The organism is Enterococcus viikkiensis, assembly GCF_005405345.1.
GTDB classification, from domain to species: Bacteria; Bacillota; Bacilli; order Lactobacillales; family Enterococcaceae; genus Enterococcus_A; species Enterococcus_A viikkiensis.
In genome coordinates, this window is sequence record NZ_BJDW01000035.1 from 1 (window position 1) to 14,920 (window position 14,920).

At 35.8% G+C, this 14,920-nt stretch carries 17 protein-coding genes and 1 pseudogene; 13 read left to right on the forward strand and 5 right to left on the reverse strand.

The annotated features are described in order from the left end of the window. Positions 1–134 precede the first annotated feature (134 nt). The 8 genes from FFM67_RS11880 to FFM67_RS11915 all read left to right on the forward strand — a co-directional run bounded on the left by FFM67_RS11880 (position 135) and on the right by FFM67_RS11915 (position 6,083). On the forward strand, positions 135–425 hold the full coding sequence (locus FFM67_RS11880) for a hypothetical protein (protein ID WP_137614759.1): 291 nt from the start codon (positions 135–137) through the stop codon (positions 423–425). Further along, positions 422–880 (forward strand): hypothetical protein, encoded by a 459-nt coding sequence (locus FFM67_RS11885; protein WP_137614760.1) that lies wholly within the window; start codon positions 422–424, stop codon positions 878–880. Before FFM67_RS11880 ends, FFM67_RS11885 begins: the two co-directional genes overlap by 4 nt. A 202-nt stretch (positions 881–1,082) precedes the next feature. Next, complete coding sequence (locus FFM67_RS11890) at positions 1,083–1,490, forward strand: hypothetical protein (protein WP_137614761.1); 408 nt, start codon at positions 1,083–1,085, stop codon at positions 1,488–1,490. Positions 1,491–1,753: 263 nt separating this feature from the next. After that, positions 1,754–3,160, forward strand: coding sequence for a cryptochrome/photolyase family protein (locus tag FFM67_RS11895; RefSeq protein WP_137614762.1), 1,407 nt, complete (start codon positions 1,754–1,756; stop codon positions 3,158–3,160). 125 nt (positions 3,161–3,285) lie between these two features. Then, positions 3,286–3,882, forward strand: coding sequence for a TetR/AcrR family transcriptional regulator (locus FFM67_RS11900; protein WP_137614763.1), 597 nt, complete (start codon positions 3,286–3,288; stop codon positions 3,880–3,882). 17 nt (positions 3,883–3,899) lie between these two features. Then, positions 3,900–4,964: an ABC transporter permease gene (locus FFM67_RS11905; protein WP_137614764.1), complete on the forward strand. Its 1,065-nt coding sequence runs from the start codon at positions 3,900–3,902 to the stop codon at positions 4,962–4,964. A 12-nt stretch (positions 4,965–4,976) separates the two neighbouring features. After that, positions 4,977–5,666, forward strand: a complete 690-nt coding sequence (locus tag FFM67_RS11910) for an ABC transporter ATP-binding protein (protein ID WP_137614765.1) — start codon at positions 4,977–4,979, stop codon at positions 5,664–5,666. Positions 5,667–5,675: 9 nt separating this feature from the next. Beyond that, on the forward strand, positions 5,676–6,083 hold the full coding sequence (locus FFM67_RS11915) for a DUF2871 domain-containing protein (protein ID WP_137614766.1): 408 nt from the start codon (positions 5,676–5,678) through the stop codon (positions 6,081–6,083). Between the two features lie 103 nt (positions 6,084–6,186). On the opposite strand, the pseudogene FFM67_RS11920 reads toward FFM67_RS11915, so the two are convergent. Then, positions 6,187–7,503 (reverse strand): annotated as a pseudogene (locus tag FFM67_RS11920) (ISL3 family transposase). A gap of 243 nt (positions 7,504–7,746) precedes the next feature. On the opposite strand from FFM67_RS11920, the gene FFM67_RS11925 reads away from it, so the two are divergent. Genes FFM67_RS11925 through FFM67_RS11945 form a run of 5 tightly spaced genes read left to right on the forward strand, consistent with a single transcriptional unit; the run spans position 7,747 to position 12,473 of the window. Then, on the forward strand, positions 7,747–8,154 hold the full coding sequence (locus tag FFM67_RS11925) for a DUF2177 family protein (protein WP_137614767.1): 408 nt from the start codon (positions 7,747–7,749) through the stop codon (positions 8,152–8,154). 5 nt (positions 8,155–8,159) lie between these two features. After that, positions 8,160–9,941 (forward strand): DAK2 domain-containing protein, encoded by a 1,782-nt coding sequence (locus FFM67_RS11930; RefSeq protein WP_137614768.1) that lies wholly within the window; start codon positions 8,160–8,162, stop codon positions 9,939–9,941. Then, entirely contained in the window at positions 9,938–10,711 is a 774-nt protein-coding gene (locus FFM67_RS11935) for a DUF1295 domain-containing protein (RefSeq protein WP_197745903.1), read from the forward strand. The genes FFM67_RS11930 and FFM67_RS11935 overlap by 4 nt, the downstream gene beginning before the upstream one ends. A gap of 38 nt (positions 10,712–10,749) precedes the next feature. Continuing rightward, complete coding sequence (locus tag FFM67_RS11940; protein ID WP_137614769.1) at positions 10,750–11,817, forward strand: ABC transporter permease; 1,068 nt, start codon at positions 10,750–10,752, stop codon at positions 11,815–11,817. An 11-nt stretch (positions 11,818–11,828) separates the two neighbouring features. Then, the gene (locus FFM67_RS11945; RefSeq protein WP_137614770.1) at positions 11,829–12,473 is read left to right on the forward strand and encodes an ABC transporter ATP-binding protein; all 645 of its coding nucleotides are present in this window, start codon (positions 11,829–11,831) and stop codon (positions 12,471–12,473) included. A 4-nt stretch (positions 12,474–12,477) separates the two neighbouring features. Here the strand turns inward: FFM67_RS11945 and FFM67_RS11950 are convergent, their stop codons facing one another. The 4 genes from FFM67_RS11950 to FFM67_RS11960 form a co-directional block, all read right to left on the reverse strand. Continuing rightward, positions 12,478–12,771 (reverse strand): hypothetical protein, encoded by a 294-nt coding sequence (locus FFM67_RS11950; RefSeq protein WP_137614771.1) that lies wholly within the window; start codon positions 12,769–12,771, stop codon positions 12,478–12,480. 305 nt (positions 12,772–13,076) lie between these two features. After that, on the reverse strand, positions 13,077–13,253 hold the full coding sequence (locus FFM67_RS12320; RefSeq protein ID WP_170178040.1) for a hypothetical protein: 177 nt from the start codon (positions 13,251–13,253) through the stop codon (positions 13,077–13,079). Between the two features lie 115 nt (positions 13,254–13,368). Beyond that, complete coding sequence (locus FFM67_RS11955; RefSeq protein WP_137614772.1) at positions 13,369–13,815, reverse strand: hypothetical protein; 447 nt, start codon at positions 13,813–13,815, stop codon at positions 13,369–13,371. 139 nt (positions 13,816–13,954) lie between these two features. Next, entirely contained in the window at positions 13,955–14,614 is a 660-nt protein-coding gene (locus FFM67_RS11960; protein ID WP_137614773.1) for a helix-turn-helix domain-containing protein, read from the reverse strand. Positions 14,615–14,920 lie beyond the last annotated feature (306 nt).

Below are 14,920 nucleotides of genomic sequence, written 5' to 3' on the forward strand. Positions count from 1 at the left end.
AGGATACATTAGAGTCAATGATTTAACTGTAATTAACGGAATGGATTTTCCATTTACACATAATTCTTGACGCTACCCAAGCGAACTCTCAGCAAGTTATTCAAGATGCTATTGATGATGTACTGAGAGATAAAATGATTACCTCTTTTGAAAAATTTTCAGATACTTTAGCGAAAAATCATGACATAGAAGTTTACAAGTTTTCTAAAAACAGCAACAAATTAGGTTATGTTTTGTATAAAAAAGAAGCAAACTTTTATGAGAATAGAGAAAAATTTATTTTTCTAGGTAAAGACAAAGCGTCACGAAAAATACGTGAACCGTATGTTGAAAAAACATTTAGTGCTAAAAAATTAGGTAAGAGTTATGAGTTAGAGTCGATAGAAAAAGAGCTTGATTATAAGAAGAACAGTTTATTATTTTGAATCAAAGAATTAATAAAACAGGGGAACTAGAAGAACCCTTTGTAGAATTAGATGAAATCGCACAACGTCAATTTAATCGAAAAGGTGCGCATCATTTTATGAAGTATGACGATTTTTTAAAGTCAGTTGATAAACATTTTGCCACATCACTTGGTTCACTTGATGATCAAGAGTACGAAATAAAAGTACATTTGAAAGTGAACAAACAGACTTTAAAAAGTACTGAACATAAAAAAGTTGCAGTCAAAAAGACAGAAAAAAAACAGTACACGTCCCTATATTTTGGTGCAGGGAGTTATACTCATACGCCAAATGCACGAGCCTTGCACCATCAAATTAGTAAAGCTATTAATGATGATGTGAAGATGTATCGTGCTAAAAAAGACTATGAATTTATGCAACATAAAATCGAAATGGAGCAACAAAGAAGACAAGGATTTGAAATGGATTTTTAAAGTATCTTGCCAGGAATTAACTTAGAAAGTTTAATATGGTGAGATTATTTTTTTAAACATACGCGAGCTACCCACTGTCTTTCCAGATAGAGTAGCCATGCTGTCGCAGGCTACTCTATCTGGAAAGGTCAATGGTGGCTCTCAATTCCTGAGGGAGCACGCTCCCTACCGACTCCCTGAATAAAATGAAGAGGTGGACAATATGAAAAAATCAAAAAATACCGAAACAAAAAAGATAAAACGAGAATTAAAAATAAAAAAAGAAGCAAAAATTTATGAGGATATTGAGCAACGTGTTGCATGGCTATATGAAAATAAATTTACAAAGATTGATTCAGAAGTTATATTTGAAATTAATTTTTACGAGGATGTTTATCAAGAAGATATTGACGAATTAATGTTGTTTCATGCAAAAAAAGTTTTTATGGTGGAAAAAGATGATGAGTATTATTGTGGAATAAGAGCTAATCATTTTGTGATTGAAGTTGGTTATTCTGAAATGAGAGCCGGACTAATTTATTTAGTAACAGCTAATCATAAGGGAAATAGATGTGTAACAATGATAGCAGAAGAGAATGAAAAATATTTAGAAATATGTTCAATGGAATAGATAATAAAAAATGAAGCTAGTACTTATGCTACCTTAAAGGAATCGAATACTGACAACCGTTATTCAAAAAAATATCTTCTTTTGCTTTTTAATCTAATAAAAATAAGTATCTTTTGATACCTCCCCAAAAACCTATGAAAACAAGCAGAGCAATGGATGTTTCGTTAAAACCATCCGTTGCTCTGCTTGTTTGTTATGTATAATAATGCCATAATTTTTTTAAATCACGTATACTAGATAAAAACAAGTGGGAGGAAATGACGATGACTTCAGTAATGTGGTTTCGTAAAGATTTACGACTTTCAGATAATAAAGCACTAGCAAAAGCTTGTGAGGAATCAGAGGAATTGATTTTATTTTTTCAATTAAATCCAGAACAATTTATCGAAGGCAGTCCTAACCATCAGGCCTTTTTTTCAAGTGTAGCGTATCTAAAAAAACAAATCGATCAACATCGCCACTTGCATGTTCATTTTGGAAATCCTAAAGATTCATTTAAAGAACTATTGAAGGCTGTGCCAGAAATTACAGATATTTATTTTAATACTGATGAAACGGGATATGGTGCTACTCGTGATCAAGAAATGCGTACTTTTTTTAAAGAACAAAAGATCCAAGTCCACGAATTTATGGATGGGTATCTGCATGGAGCAAGAGAAATTACACGAAATGGTAACTATTACAAAGTCTATACACCGTACTATAAAAAATGGATCGAGCAAGTGAAGGAAAGTCCAATCGAAGTGAATTTAAGCAAAACGACAGTAAAAAGTCAGCTGATTTTTGAAAAAGAAGAAGCGCGATTCAAGACGTTTTGTGAGCAATTACCTGTGCTTGACGATCAGCCTTTAGGTGAAGCCTATGCAATAGAACGACTGAAGAAATTTGTCAAAGAAGATCTTAAAGTATATGATCAAAAGCGCGATATTCCTGAAGCAGATCAAACCAGTCGCTTGTCTCGTCACTTGCGTACCGGTGAAATTTCGATTCGTACAGTTTGGCAAGCAGTTCAAAAGGCACCGAATTCGACCGGTAAAACGACATTCGAAAAAGAATTGTGCTGGCGTGATTTTTACCACATGATCTACGTAGCTTTTCCAAAACAAAAAGAAGAAAGTATCCAAGAAAATTATCGATATGTCGAATGGGAAAATAAACGAGCTGACTTTAAAAAATGGCAAGCTGGTCAAACGGGGTTTCCAATCGTGGATGCGGCGATGCATCAGTTGAATGAAACCGGCTGGATGCACAATCGTTTGCGGATGATCACAGCTTCTTTTTTAACTAAGGATCTTTTAATCGATTGGCGCTGGGGTGAAAAGTATTTTCAGCAGATGCTAGTTGACTATGATCCGGCAAGCAATATTGGCGGCTGGCAATGGGCGGCTTCGACAGGTACCGATGCAGTTCCTTATTTTCGAATTTTCAATCCGACTACGCAATCCGAAAAATTTGATCCAAAAGGAGACTTTATTCGAACGTTTGTACCAGAGTTAAAAGCAATACCAAATAAATTTATCCATCAACCTGAAAAAATGACCGAAGCACAACAAAAAGAATATGGGATTCAGTTAGGTGAAACGTATCCGTTGCCGATAGTGGACCATAAAGAACAACGTAAAAGAGCACTTGCAAAGTATGAATTTAGTAAAGAAAGAGCACAAGAATAGTATTGCGAAAGGACTTACAGTACTGTAAGTCTTTTCTTTTTGTTTAATTCTTGACTTCAAAAAATAGTTCGATTAGAATAATAAATAAGAAGTGACGAAATGTCACTTTTGAAGGAGCGAGTAAAATGCCAACACAAACTTTTTATAATTTAGCCGATGAAAAACGTATGTTGATTGAAGGAAGCTTAATCGATTTGTTCAATGAATTCCATATTAGTCAAGTCAAAGTAGCGCAAGTCGTAGAAACGACTGGAATCTCACGAGCAGCGTTTTATAAATACTTTGTCAATCTAGAAGATGCTCATCGGTATATTGTCCAAAAATTTGCCAATCAGATCCATCATGATATTTTAGATGCAGTCATGGCGACACCAGAAGACATATTCTTTGGTTTGAAAGAATATTTGATAACCAGTCTGACGCTCGATCGTTTGAGCCAAGAATTCAAAGTATTACACTTATTGCTTAAAGGAGAGACGACGACTTTATATAAGCGCACAACAGTCGACGAGAGTAAACACTTCATCGGTCAGTGGATGCGTTTATTAAAACAAAACCAATTTAACATCGAGACGAAAGAAGAAGCACATGCGTTTTTATTCTTTTTAATGGATCTGGTGACAGATTCCATCACTTCAGCGCTCGTCAATGAATGGACTGAAGATGAACTAGTAGCTGATTTTGATTTTCGAACACAATGGTTAATTAAAGGCTTAAGATAAAATTGGAGCGATAAATGATGTTTTTAGCTTTAAACGAAATTCGACATTCAAAACTACGATATAGTTTAGTGATCGGTGTGATGTTTCTGATTGCTTACTTGGTCTTCTTTTTAACAGGCCTATCTTATGGGTTAGCGCAAGAATTTCAAATGTCGATTGATAAATGGCAAGCCGATAATGTTATTTTAACAAGTGTTTCAAATGATAATTTAAATATGTCGATGATTACGCAAAAAGAATTCGATGCTATTAAAGCAAGTGATAAAGCAGGCTTAGTTCAAAAACCAGGTATTTTGGTCAAAGGTAATAATCAAGATGATAAGGTAAACGTTACGTTTTTTGGAATCGACAAAGAGCAGTTTATTGCGCCAAATATTATTGAAGGGAAAATGTTTAGCGAAAAGAATGAAGCAGTGGCCGATGAAAGTGTGAAAAAACAATATAACATCAAACTGGGGGATACAGTCAGTGTAGCTGGGACAGATGAAAAAGTAAAAATCGTTGGATTTACAGATAAAGCAAGTTACTCTGCCTCACCTGTTCTTTATGTATCGTATGCCACAACGACCGATTTAGGTGGTGCACCCACTAAAAATAACGAACAAATATATAATGCAGTTGTGACCAGAGGGACTGTCAAAGATCTACCAAAAGGTTTAGAAAAATTAACGATCGCAACATTTATTAATAAACTGCCAGGATACAACGCACAAGTATTAACATTTAGCTTTATGATTGGCTTTTTAGTCGTGATTGCTGCTGTCGTGATTGGGATTTTCGTGTATGTACTTACGATGCAAAAAATCAATATCTTTGGTGTGATGAAAGCTCAAGGGATCTCAAGTGCCTATATCGCACGCTCCGTAATTGCCCAAACGTTCTTTTTAGCTGTCGTAGGAGTCGTTGTCGGGTTGCTTGCAACACTAGGTTCTGCATTGTTATTGCCTCAAGCCGTACCATTCCAAGTGAATACGATGTTCTTTGTAGGTATTAGTGTCTTGATGGTGGTCATTGCGATCTTAGGTGCCGTGTTCTCAGTACGCACGATCGTGAAAATCGACCCGTTGAAAGCCATTGGATAAGGAGGAGATTAGATGAAAGCTATTGAATTAAAAAATGTAACCAAATATTTTAAAGACGGCGACGAAACGATCGAAGCCTTGAAACCCACTAATTTTTCGGTTGAAAAAGGCGAGTTTGTTGCAATCATCGGTCCTTCTGGTTCGGGAAAAAGTACCTTTTTAACGATCACTGGAGGCTTGCAATCACCTTCTGAAGGAGAAGTATTGATCAACGGACAACCATTTAGTGATAAAAAAGAAAAGGAACGTGCTAAATTACGATTTGATGAAATTGGTTTTATCTTACAAGCATCAAATCTCGTTCCATTTTTGACGGTCAAACAACAAATGAAGCTTGTGGATAAAGTGACACGGGCAAAATCTAAAATCGATGTTGAACAGTTATTCGAACAATTAGGCGTAGCAAAATTAAAAAATAAATATCCAGAAGAATTATCTGGAGGAGAGCGTCAACGAATCGCGATTATCCGAGCGCTTTATAATGATCCAACGATTATTTTAGCCGATGAACCAACTGCGAGTTTAGATACAGAGAAATCGTATGAAGTGGTTAAAATTTTAGCAAAAGAAACAAAAGAAAAAAATAAAGCAACGATTATGGTTACACATGATATTCGTTTAGTTGATTTTTGTGATAAAGTATACGTGATGAAAGATGGCGTATTGACACAAAAAGATCATGTAAAAGCCGAGGAAGTTTAGGGGGAAATGGTGAAAAAACTAGTCAGAGTAAGTATGTCGTATATGATCATTGGATTATTATTTGGGGTTTATTATAGAGAATTGACTAAATGGTTTGATTTTAGTGGGAAAACACAACTAAGTACCCTACACACACATACGTTAGTCTTGGGGATGTTTTTCTTCTTGATTGTGTTATTATTAGAAAAAAATTTCCATATTACAGCACATAAATGGTACAAGCGATTTTATATCACGTACAATATCGGTTTGGGAATCACCTTATTACTTATGTTGATCCACGGAACAATGACCGTGATGGGGATTGAAAGTTCAGCAGCGATCTCAGGTATTGCCGGTCTAGGACATATTATCATGACGATCGGGTTAGGTTTTTTCTTTGCTATATTATTTGGTTCAGTAGAAGAGCATGCGTAGAGCATGTTCTTTTTTTGTCATAAAAAGTGGTTCTTTGTCAAATGGTGTTGTTTTGATCAAATCGCACTTTAGGAAATGCTTCGGCATTTCCTTTTTTGCGTTATTAAATGATTTCACAGATATTTTGTTGGATGAGAATACGCATCCGAAGGTGACGGAAAGTCCGAAATCCAAAAGCTATTCTTTTGATTACTTTGATAAGATTGTTCTTTCCTTCTAGTTTTCCGTTTGAATAAGGATATTTTAAGGAGTTTGTGATGGCTTCTTCGTGCTTTCTCAGTTAACGAATCGCTTTTTTAAACCCATCGTTCAAGGAATGTGGTAATGATTCAATCAAGTCAAAGAACTCGGTGAAATCTTTTGCATCAAAAGCAGCCAACAGTTCTTGATAGACCTCATAGCTTTGCCGTAGTTGGTCGTCTATAGAAAGCAGGTAATCTAACACCTCAGATTCTGTTAAGTATCTTCTTTGAAAAAGAGGAAACTGCTTGAAGGAGGTGTAGTTTATCTTTGAATTTTTCTTCAAAATTGTTCGCCAATACTTTTTCAATTTTCGGTAGTCTTTTTGAGCTTGTGGATCGCTTTTCTTCAGCTGATTCATTGTCTGAATCCGTTGTTTATTAAAGGCGCGTGTCATTTGTTGGATGATATGAAATCGATCAATGGAGATTCGGGCGTTTGGAAAGACTTCTTTGGTCATCGCATCGTAAGAGGCGTTCATATCCATTACAATATGTGTGACCTGTTTTCTTGCTTTTAAGGTAAACCGCTGAAAGTATGCTCGTAATTTAAAGTTTCGTCGATCATCTAGGATATCAAAGATTTTACCAGTATCTGCATCACTGACAATAAAGCACATCGCTCCTTCACAATCGCTAGTTCCTTTAAATTCATCAATCAGAAGATGCGTAGGAAGGTAAGTTAGCTGTTTACGAGGCTCTTCAAAGAAACTATCTAAGACCCGCTCAACGGTTTTTGTGGAAACGAAGTATCGTTTGGCGATATCTTGCATTGAAATCTTTTTCTTCAAATCCACAGCTATCGCAAATTTTAAAGCTTGTGAGATGTAACAATTCTCCGCTACATAATAGGTTTTGGCAGAAAACGTATGGTGACACTGGGTACAACGAAAACGCTGTTTATATAGATGAAGGTAAGTAGGTACTTCTTGATAAGGAATCAATTGGATCCAACTATCTTGGTAGGCATGACGAATAATTGAATCAAAGCCACAATATTCACAACGATTCACTTCTCCAGTTAATAAGCCGGTAAATACATTGGCCATCCGGCCATGAACAATCTCTTTACTAATCGCGTCTTTAGAGAAAGTAATGTGAGAATCCTTGATATTCAGGATTTGTTTGATTGATTTACTTGTATTTTCATCAGTACATTTGATATTCTTAGCTATGGACATTTGGTTATCCTCCTATGATTGGGTTTGGCGATTTAATTATAGGGCAACCAAATGTCTTTTTGTTATAAAAAAATATTTGGTGTCCTTACTCGATTGAGAGTAACAACACCAAATATCATAGAACCTAAAAAGTAACGTGGTATTTAATTAGTAGAAAAAAGCGCTTGAATTTGAGAAAAAATCTAGGCATGAAAATGGAGATATGCTACACTTTGCTTATCAAGTGATAAGGGGGAGAAAGGCATGTCACAATTTTTCAAATTATTTTTAACAAGTGCGATTGTCTTTTTGATTTTTGACTTATTTTGGTTGTTGGTGGTATCGAAAAAAATGTATCAACATTTTATTGGACAACTAATGGGAGAAGTAAAATTGGCTCCAGCAGTGATTTTTTATGTGCTTTATGTGATAGGTGTTGTCTTTTTCGTATTATTACCAGGAGTCGAAAAACAGAGTATTCTTTATACAATCGGTGCGGGAGCATTATTTGGGTTGATTTGTTACGCAACGTACGATTTGACAAATTTAGCCACGCTTAAAGATTGGCCAGTGAAGATGACGATTATCGACCTTGCTTGGGGGACTGGTGTAACCGCTGTGACGTCGGCAATTGTTTATATGATCCAAGCGAATTTTTTTAAGGGAATGTGAATGAAATGAAAGAATCAGAAGGAACCAAGTTACTCGAAGGTTTTTTGAATGGGGCTAAAGAAGTTGTCAATCAAAAACAAGAATTGAATCGAATCAATGTATTTCCTGTAGCTGATGGAGATACTGGGAGTAACTTGGCTGCTTTGATGCAAACGATCTTAGACCAAGTTTCCATACAAACAAACAGCATCAAAGATGGATTGAACCAATTATCAGAAGCGGCAATGATGGGTGCTAGAGGAAATTCGGGTATGATCTTTGCTCAATATTTTTATGGGTTAAGTACTAGCTATGATGATGCACTCGTAGCAGAAAAAGCACTTGTTTATGCAGCACAAGAAGCGTCAAAAAAAGCATATCAAGCTGTCTTGGAACCAAAAGAAGGTACGATTTTATCAGTTATGCATGTGTGGTCAGAACATCTCGTTGAGCAGATCGAACACGGAAATACCCTGATTGAGGCGTTGACGGTTGCAAAAAGACAGACTAAAGCAGCGTTGGAACAGACACAGTTCCAAATGGCTGTACTGAAAAAGAATAAATTAGTCGATGCAGGTGCAAAAGGATTTTATTATTTTATTGCCGGTCTAACCGAATATTTTTGTAATGGGGATGTCTCTCACTATGAAAAGATGCAAGTAGATCAACAGGAAGCAATCGAAGAACATTTTCTAAGCGAGGCACCTAGATATCGTTATTGTTCAGAATTTTTAGTCAAACAGTTGACGATAGAATTTGACACATTTAAAGCACAACTGGCACACTATGGTGATTCTTTGGTTTTGATTGGTGATCAAACACAAGTAAAGATACATATCCACACTAGTGAACCTGCACGATTGATGTCTTATTTAGTATCTAATGGTCAAGTGACGTATCAAAAAGTCGACGATATGCAATTGCAATATCAAATTGGACAAAACGCAAAAGCAAAAATTGCGATTGTAACCGATTCGATCGCAGACTTACCAAAAGATTTTAGCTTGGAACATCAAGTACATGTGTTACCGATGAATCTTTTACTAGATGAAGAAACATTTTTAGACAAATTGACTATCGAACCAGATTATTTACAGCAACGACTAAAAATAGCTAAAAGTATGAGTACTGCGCAACCGAATATAAAAACGGTCGATACCTTGCTTTCGTTTTTAGAAGGGAAATATGATCATGTGTTGGTTATCAGTGTAGCGGCTAAATTAAGTGGAACGTATCAATTGATCACCCAACGCATAAAAGAAAAACAGCTCTCTTCTAACTGGATTCAAGTAATCGATTCGAAGCTCAATTCGATTGCCCAAGGATTACTTGTCAAACGAGCCGTAGAGTTAGTTGAGGCAGATAAATCATTTGAAACAGTCGTGAATGAATTGCAGTCCTTGCGTGAACGTATTTTTATATATGTAGCAGTAGCGGATTTAGATCCGATGATTCAATCTGGCAGAATTCCCCAATTCTTAGGAAAAATCGCTCAAAAAGCCTCTGTTCATCCAATCGTCAGTCTAAATGAAGAAGGCGATGGCAAGTTGATTGGCGCTTCTTTGAGTCAAAAACAAAGTTTGAAAAAAATCACAAAAAAGGTCAGCGGATTTGCTAACAAACAGCGTTTAGAAGCAGTTTATGTCACACATGTGTTTAATGAACAAGCAGCACTTGATTGGAAAACGAGCTTAAACGCACGAGCGATACCAGTCGATGCGATCGTAGAAAGCTCAGCAGCGATTGCGATCAGTGCGGGACAATCAAGTTTAGCGATTGCCGGGGTATTAAAGGAGGAAGAAAAATGATGTATGGGATTGTTGCATTTGCATTACTCATCTATTTTATTTGTTGGTTTATTATTTCAAAAGGTAAACGCAAGTATTCGTTAGTCGATATTGCTTGGGGTGGGGGGTTCGTTGTAGTAGCCTGGGTCGGTTTGATTGCTACAGATTTGATTACATTACAACAATTAGCCATTTTAGTACTCGTGACATTATGGGGTGGAAGATTATTTACCCATCTTGCTCGTCGCAATTGGAACAAGCCAGAAGACTATCGCTATGTGAACATGCGTAAACGCTGGGGGACAAAATATGTCGATATCAAAGCGTTCTTAAATGTATTCGTCTTGCAAGGCGTATTATTATTTATTATTGCGCTACCAATCACGTATACATTTGCTAACCCAAATGAATCCATGATGTGGTGGCAATGGCTTGGCGTTTTGATTTGGTTGATTGGCTTTATTTTTGAAGTTGGCGGCGATCGTCAATTAGAACAGTTCAAAAAAAATCCACAGAATAAAGGCAAATTACTAACAAGTGGTTTTTGGTCGGTAACACGTCATCCAAATTACTTTGGTGAAGCCGTTTGTTGGTGGGGTGTATTTTTAGTTGCGCTGACAAGTTGGTCGACATTATGGCTGATTTTAAGTCCAATCTGTATTACATTGTTGTTATTATTTGTTTCAGGAGTTCCATTATTAGAAAAGAAATACCATTATCGTCAAGACTTTAAAGAATATGCAGCACATACTGCAAAATTCTTTCCAATTATTGGGAAAAAAGGGCTATAAGTTTAGCCTTTTTTTTCTACCAAAAAGGGGGAAAATCGATGTTTTTAGCATTAAATGAAATCAAACATTCTAAATTACGTTACACATTAGTCATTGGTGTGATGTTTTTAATTGCCTATCTGGTCTTTTTTTTGACAGGATTAGCTTACGGATTAGCCCAAGAAAATCGAATGGGAATCGATAAATGGCAAGCAGATAATATTTTATTATCCAGTGAAGCCAATGATAATTTGAATATGTCGATGATCGATCCTAAAGATTTTGATAAGGTTGATGTCAAAGACAAGGCTGAATTGTCACAACTTTCTGGTATCGTCTATCGTGAAGGGGATAAATCAGAAAAAGAAAATGTCAGTTTCTTTGGAATCAATCCAGATCAGTTTATTACTCCAGAAGTTACAGAAGGAAAATTATTTACAAAAGATAATGAGGTCGTTGCCGATGAAAGTTTAAAAATCAATGCAGGGTATAAAATCGGCGATACGATCATCTTAGCAACAAATGAAGAAGAATTAACTATCACAGGATTTACAAAAAATGCAAAATTTAATGTGGCACCAATCCTGTACACAACGCTAGATACGGTCCACAAACTAAAATACGGTGAACGTGCGCAAATGCAACCGATGAAATTAAATGCCATTGTGACAAAAGGGAAACTAACGGATGTACCAAGTAGTTTACAACGTTTAACGATTTCAACATTTATCAATAAACTTCCGGGATATAATGCCCAAGTGTTGACTTTTGGTTTTATGATCGGCTTTTTAGTCGTCATCGCTGCAGTAGTTATTGGGATCTTCATCTATGTTTTAACGATGCAAAAAACGGCGATTTTTGGTGTGATGAAAGCCCAAGGAATCTCTAGTAGTTACATTGCCCGCTCTGTTATTGCCCAAACGTTCTTTTTAGCGGTTGTGGGTGTTGGGATCGGGTTGCTTGCTACGATCGGCTCAGGACTTGTATTGCCAGAAGCGGTACCGTTTCAAAGTAATACGTTATTTTTTGCCGCAGTCAGTATTATGATGGTTGTCGTTGCAATCATTGGAGCCTTTTTCTCAGTTCGTACTATTGTCAAAATCGATCCATTAAAAGCCATTAGTTAGGAGGAAAATAGATGAGCGCGATAGAAATGAAACACGTGACCAAGCAATTTCAGGATGGTGATGAGACGATTCATGCGTTAAAAGAAACGAATTTTTCAGTAGATAAAGGAGAATTTGTAGCTATTATTGGACCATCGGGATCTGGAAAAAGTACATTTTTAACCATTATCGGAGGCTTACAGAGTCCAACTTCAGGTGAAGTTTTGATCAACGGCCAACCATTTAGTCAGAAAAAAGAAAAACAACGAGCGGCTTTACGTTTTAAAGAAATCGGCTTTATTTTACAAGTATCAAATTTTGTTCCATTTTTGACCGTCAAAGATCAATTGAAATTAGTCGATAAAGTCACGAAACAAAAAGCACGGTCAGTTGGAACAGAATTATTTACTCAACTAGGCGTCGAAAAATTAGTTTCAAAATATCCAGAAGAGCTTTCAGGAGGAGAACGTCAACGAATCGCTATCATCCGTGCTTTATATCATGATCCTACGATTATTTTAGCTGATGAGCCCACTGCAAGTTTAGATACGGAAAAAGCCTATGAAGTGGTCAAAATTTTAGCAAAAGAAACGAAAGAAAAACAAAAAGCGACGATCATGGTCACGCATGACCTCCGTTTAGTCGACTATTGTGATAAAGTATATATAATGAAATAGCTTTTTAGTTATTAATAATAAATTTATTATCGTTAGAAGTTTCATCTTTAGAAAAGTTTGGATCAATTTTTCGTCTAATAATCTTTGCTTTTCCGGTACCAACAACCTTTCCGTCTTTAACAGTCTTCATTGTTAACTCATCTTGAAAAAATGAACTATTAGGAGAATTATTCGAGGACCGCTTCGGATCATCCATGGAAAGATTCTTCTTTAAAGTAGTTTGATTGTAGATTATGCTTAAAGACAAAATTAGGGAGACGGTAAGAATAGAAAAAACAGTTGCTTTCTTTTTTTTCATAGTAGGTACCCCCTATTTCATTGGCGTGGATAATAGAGCTGAAGATTGCTTGTACATTGTGCCTGAGTAGTATCCAGTGTTTCGATATTGTTTGTAAATTTTCAATCTTCCTGCATAATGATCGTAAATCCATTTTCCTTTAAGTCCGTCGTAGTAGTTTTTTACGTCAGCTGTTACATTGATATAGGTAGGCATTGGTTTTAGTGGATCTGCTCCCCAGTCAATATAAGTATACGAACTTACATAGTATGATGAGGGATTAGATCGTAATCTAGAATCTGGTTCTGGTAGTAAAGTATTATCAATCAAAGTGTCACTGTTACTCTGATTTTATCTGGTGAATCCGTTGATCCGTTAGAATCAACAGTAAAATTACCAGTTAGACCTGAAATATCTGAATTTTCAGCAGCAGAGGCTACAATTTGTCCAGTCCCGCAGAGAAGACAAGTCATAGCTAAAATACCAATAATTACTTTTTTCATGACAAAATACTTTCAGAATGTTTTTACTATTTGAAATTTTGCTATAATTTTTTGTGGTCAATTTCACTAGATAGTACTAGAAACTTCATGTTAAACTTTTAAAATCTTGTATATTTTATCGTATTCTTGGAATCTTACCAGCATAATGGCAATTATATCCGCCGTGAGTCCCTCCGCTTTGAACAGATTTTAATGGAATATTTCCTGCATATAACCATATCTTACCAGACATATTTTTTGAAACCTCACGATATACTTGGGATGGGTAATTCGAAGTGTAGTACGTGATAGTAGTAGAGGTTGATAAATAATATCCTCCAACTGCTCTCGTAAGATTTCCGTCAGGTTGTTCGATAATTTGATTGACTACAAAGTCGACACCTTCAGTACCAACATAATCTTTCAATACTAGGAAGCTTCCATCAGATAATTCAATTCTTGTATCTGTAGAACTAACTGAATCACTTTCTTCTGTCGCAGCAGAAACAATTAGCGGGGTGTAAATCCCACTACCAACGAATAAGCTCAAAGCAAGTACTGAACCAAACATAATTTTTTTCATAGCAATTCTCCATTCATTTAAGAGGACTCAATGCTAATACTGCGTGAGTAACTTAGCAACTTTTTGCTTGATATGTTTTGTAACTAAGGCTGATTTTATTCTGCTACATACTGTAGCAACCTTGATATAGCAAGGTTGCTTAGTCGATACTCCAAATCTTATTTTGTTCAAAATCATCGAATGTTTTGTTTGGCGAACCAAACTCTCCATTAACAACCACTATATTTTTCAATCTGTTTAGCTCATTATTGCTGTGTTCTGAAAGATTAATTTCTATGTTTTCTGATTGCTTTTTATTGCCCTTTTCGAAATTAGCTAATAATGAAATATATAAAGTATCATTTTCAATTGCTTCAGTATAACCCTGATATTTGAGACCTTGAGGAACATCAAAGGATAGCTCAATTTGCTCTGTATTGGTTAATTCGTCTGGGATACTAGCTGCGGTTACTATGTTGGGAGACATGTAGGTTATCTTTTGCTCTTTGTATCTTTGACCTGCTAGAAAAGAGATAGGAATGCAAATGATTAATACTAGTGCGATTATCCATTTTAAATTTCTACCCTTCCTAATATTTTTGCTTAAATCTTTTGTCATGGTGTTGTCCTCCCTTAATAAAGTATCAAGAGAAATTTCGAAAAGATCGCTTAGTCGAACAAGAGATTCTAAGTCTGGGTAAGTTCGCCCTACTTCCCAACTTGAAATTGTAGACCTAGAAACTTGTAGTTGAGAAGCAACATAGTCTTGTGTCCATTTCCGTTGTATTCTTGCTTCTTTTAGCTTAACTCCAATCTTCATGTAAAATCCCTCCTGAACTTTATTATCACTGGATGAACATTATAATCCTAGCGCTGAAATTAAGAATTCATCATATAATGTGCGACAAATCTACACAAATGATTTTTTCTTTATTATTATGACATTTTGTTCCGATTAGATAGTTCTTCTGCTTACTATAACTCTATCCTAGATGATTTAAATTGAACAGAATAATTCTGATTTTCCAGTAATCTGTTTTTACTTTTAGTTATCTTAATTGTCAAATTAAGTTAGACAAATCATCAATACTTACGTAACTCAAAAATACTTCCAAAGGTGTTCGAT

Bases quoted from the DNA above. Each gene is read 5' to 3' on its own strand.
- FFM67_RS11880 (WP_137614759.1), top strand. From the start codon at position 135: ATGATTACCTCTTTTGAAAAATTTTCAGATACTTTAGCGAAAAATCAT.
- FFM67_RS11900 (WP_137614763.1), top strand. From the start codon at position 3,286: ATGCCAACACAAACTTTTTATAATTTAGCCGATGAAAAACGTATGTTG.
- FFM67_RS11955 (WP_137614772.1), bottom strand. From the start codon at position 13,815: ATGAAAAAAATTATGTTTGGTTCAGTACTTGCTTTGAGCTTATTCGTT.
- FFM67_RS11895 (WP_137614762.1), top strand. From the start codon at position 1,754: ATGACTTCAGTAATGTGGTTTCGTAAAGATTTACGACTTTCAGATAAT.
- FFM67_RS11930 (WP_137614768.1), top strand. From the start codon at position 8,160: ATGAAAGAATCAGAAGGAACCAAGTTACTCGAAGGTTTTTTGAATGGG.
- FFM67_RS11960 (WP_137614773.1), bottom strand. From the start codon at position 14,614: ATGAAGATTGGAGTTAAGCTAAAAGAAGCAAGAATACAACGGAAATGG.
- FFM67_RS11910 (WP_137614765.1), top strand. From the start codon at position 4,977: ATGAAAGCTATTGAATTAAAAAATGTAACCAAATATTTTAAAGACGGC.
- FFM67_RS11925 (WP_137614767.1), top strand. From the start codon at position 7,747: ATGTCACAATTTTTCAAATTATTTTTAACAAGTGCGATTGTCTTTTTG.
- FFM67_RS11890 (WP_137614761.1), top strand. From the start codon at position 1,083: ATGAAAAAATCAAAAAATACCGAAACAAAAAAGATAAAACGAGAATTA.
- FFM67_RS11905 (WP_137614764.1), top strand. From the start codon at position 3,900: ATGTTTTTAGCTTTAAACGAAATTCGACATTCAAAACTACGATATAGT.
- FFM67_RS11945 (WP_137614770.1), top strand. From the start codon at position 11,829: ATGAGCGCGATAGAAATGAAACACGTGACCAAGCAATTTCAGGATGGT.
- FFM67_RS11940 (WP_137614769.1), top strand. From the start codon at position 10,750: ATGTTTTTAGCATTAAATGAAATCAAACATTCTAAATTACGTTACACA.
- FFM67_RS11935 (WP_197745903.1), top strand. From the start codon at position 9,938: ATGATGTATGGGATTGTTGCATTTGCATTACTCATCTATTTTATTTGT.
- FFM67_RS11950 (WP_137614771.1), bottom strand. From the start codon at position 12,771: ATGAAAAAAAAGAAAGCAACTGTTTTTTCTATTCTTACCGTCTCCCTA.
- FFM67_RS12320 (WP_170178040.1), bottom strand. From the start codon at position 13,253: ATGAAAAAAGTAATTATTGGTATTTTAGCTATGACTTGTCTTCTCTGC.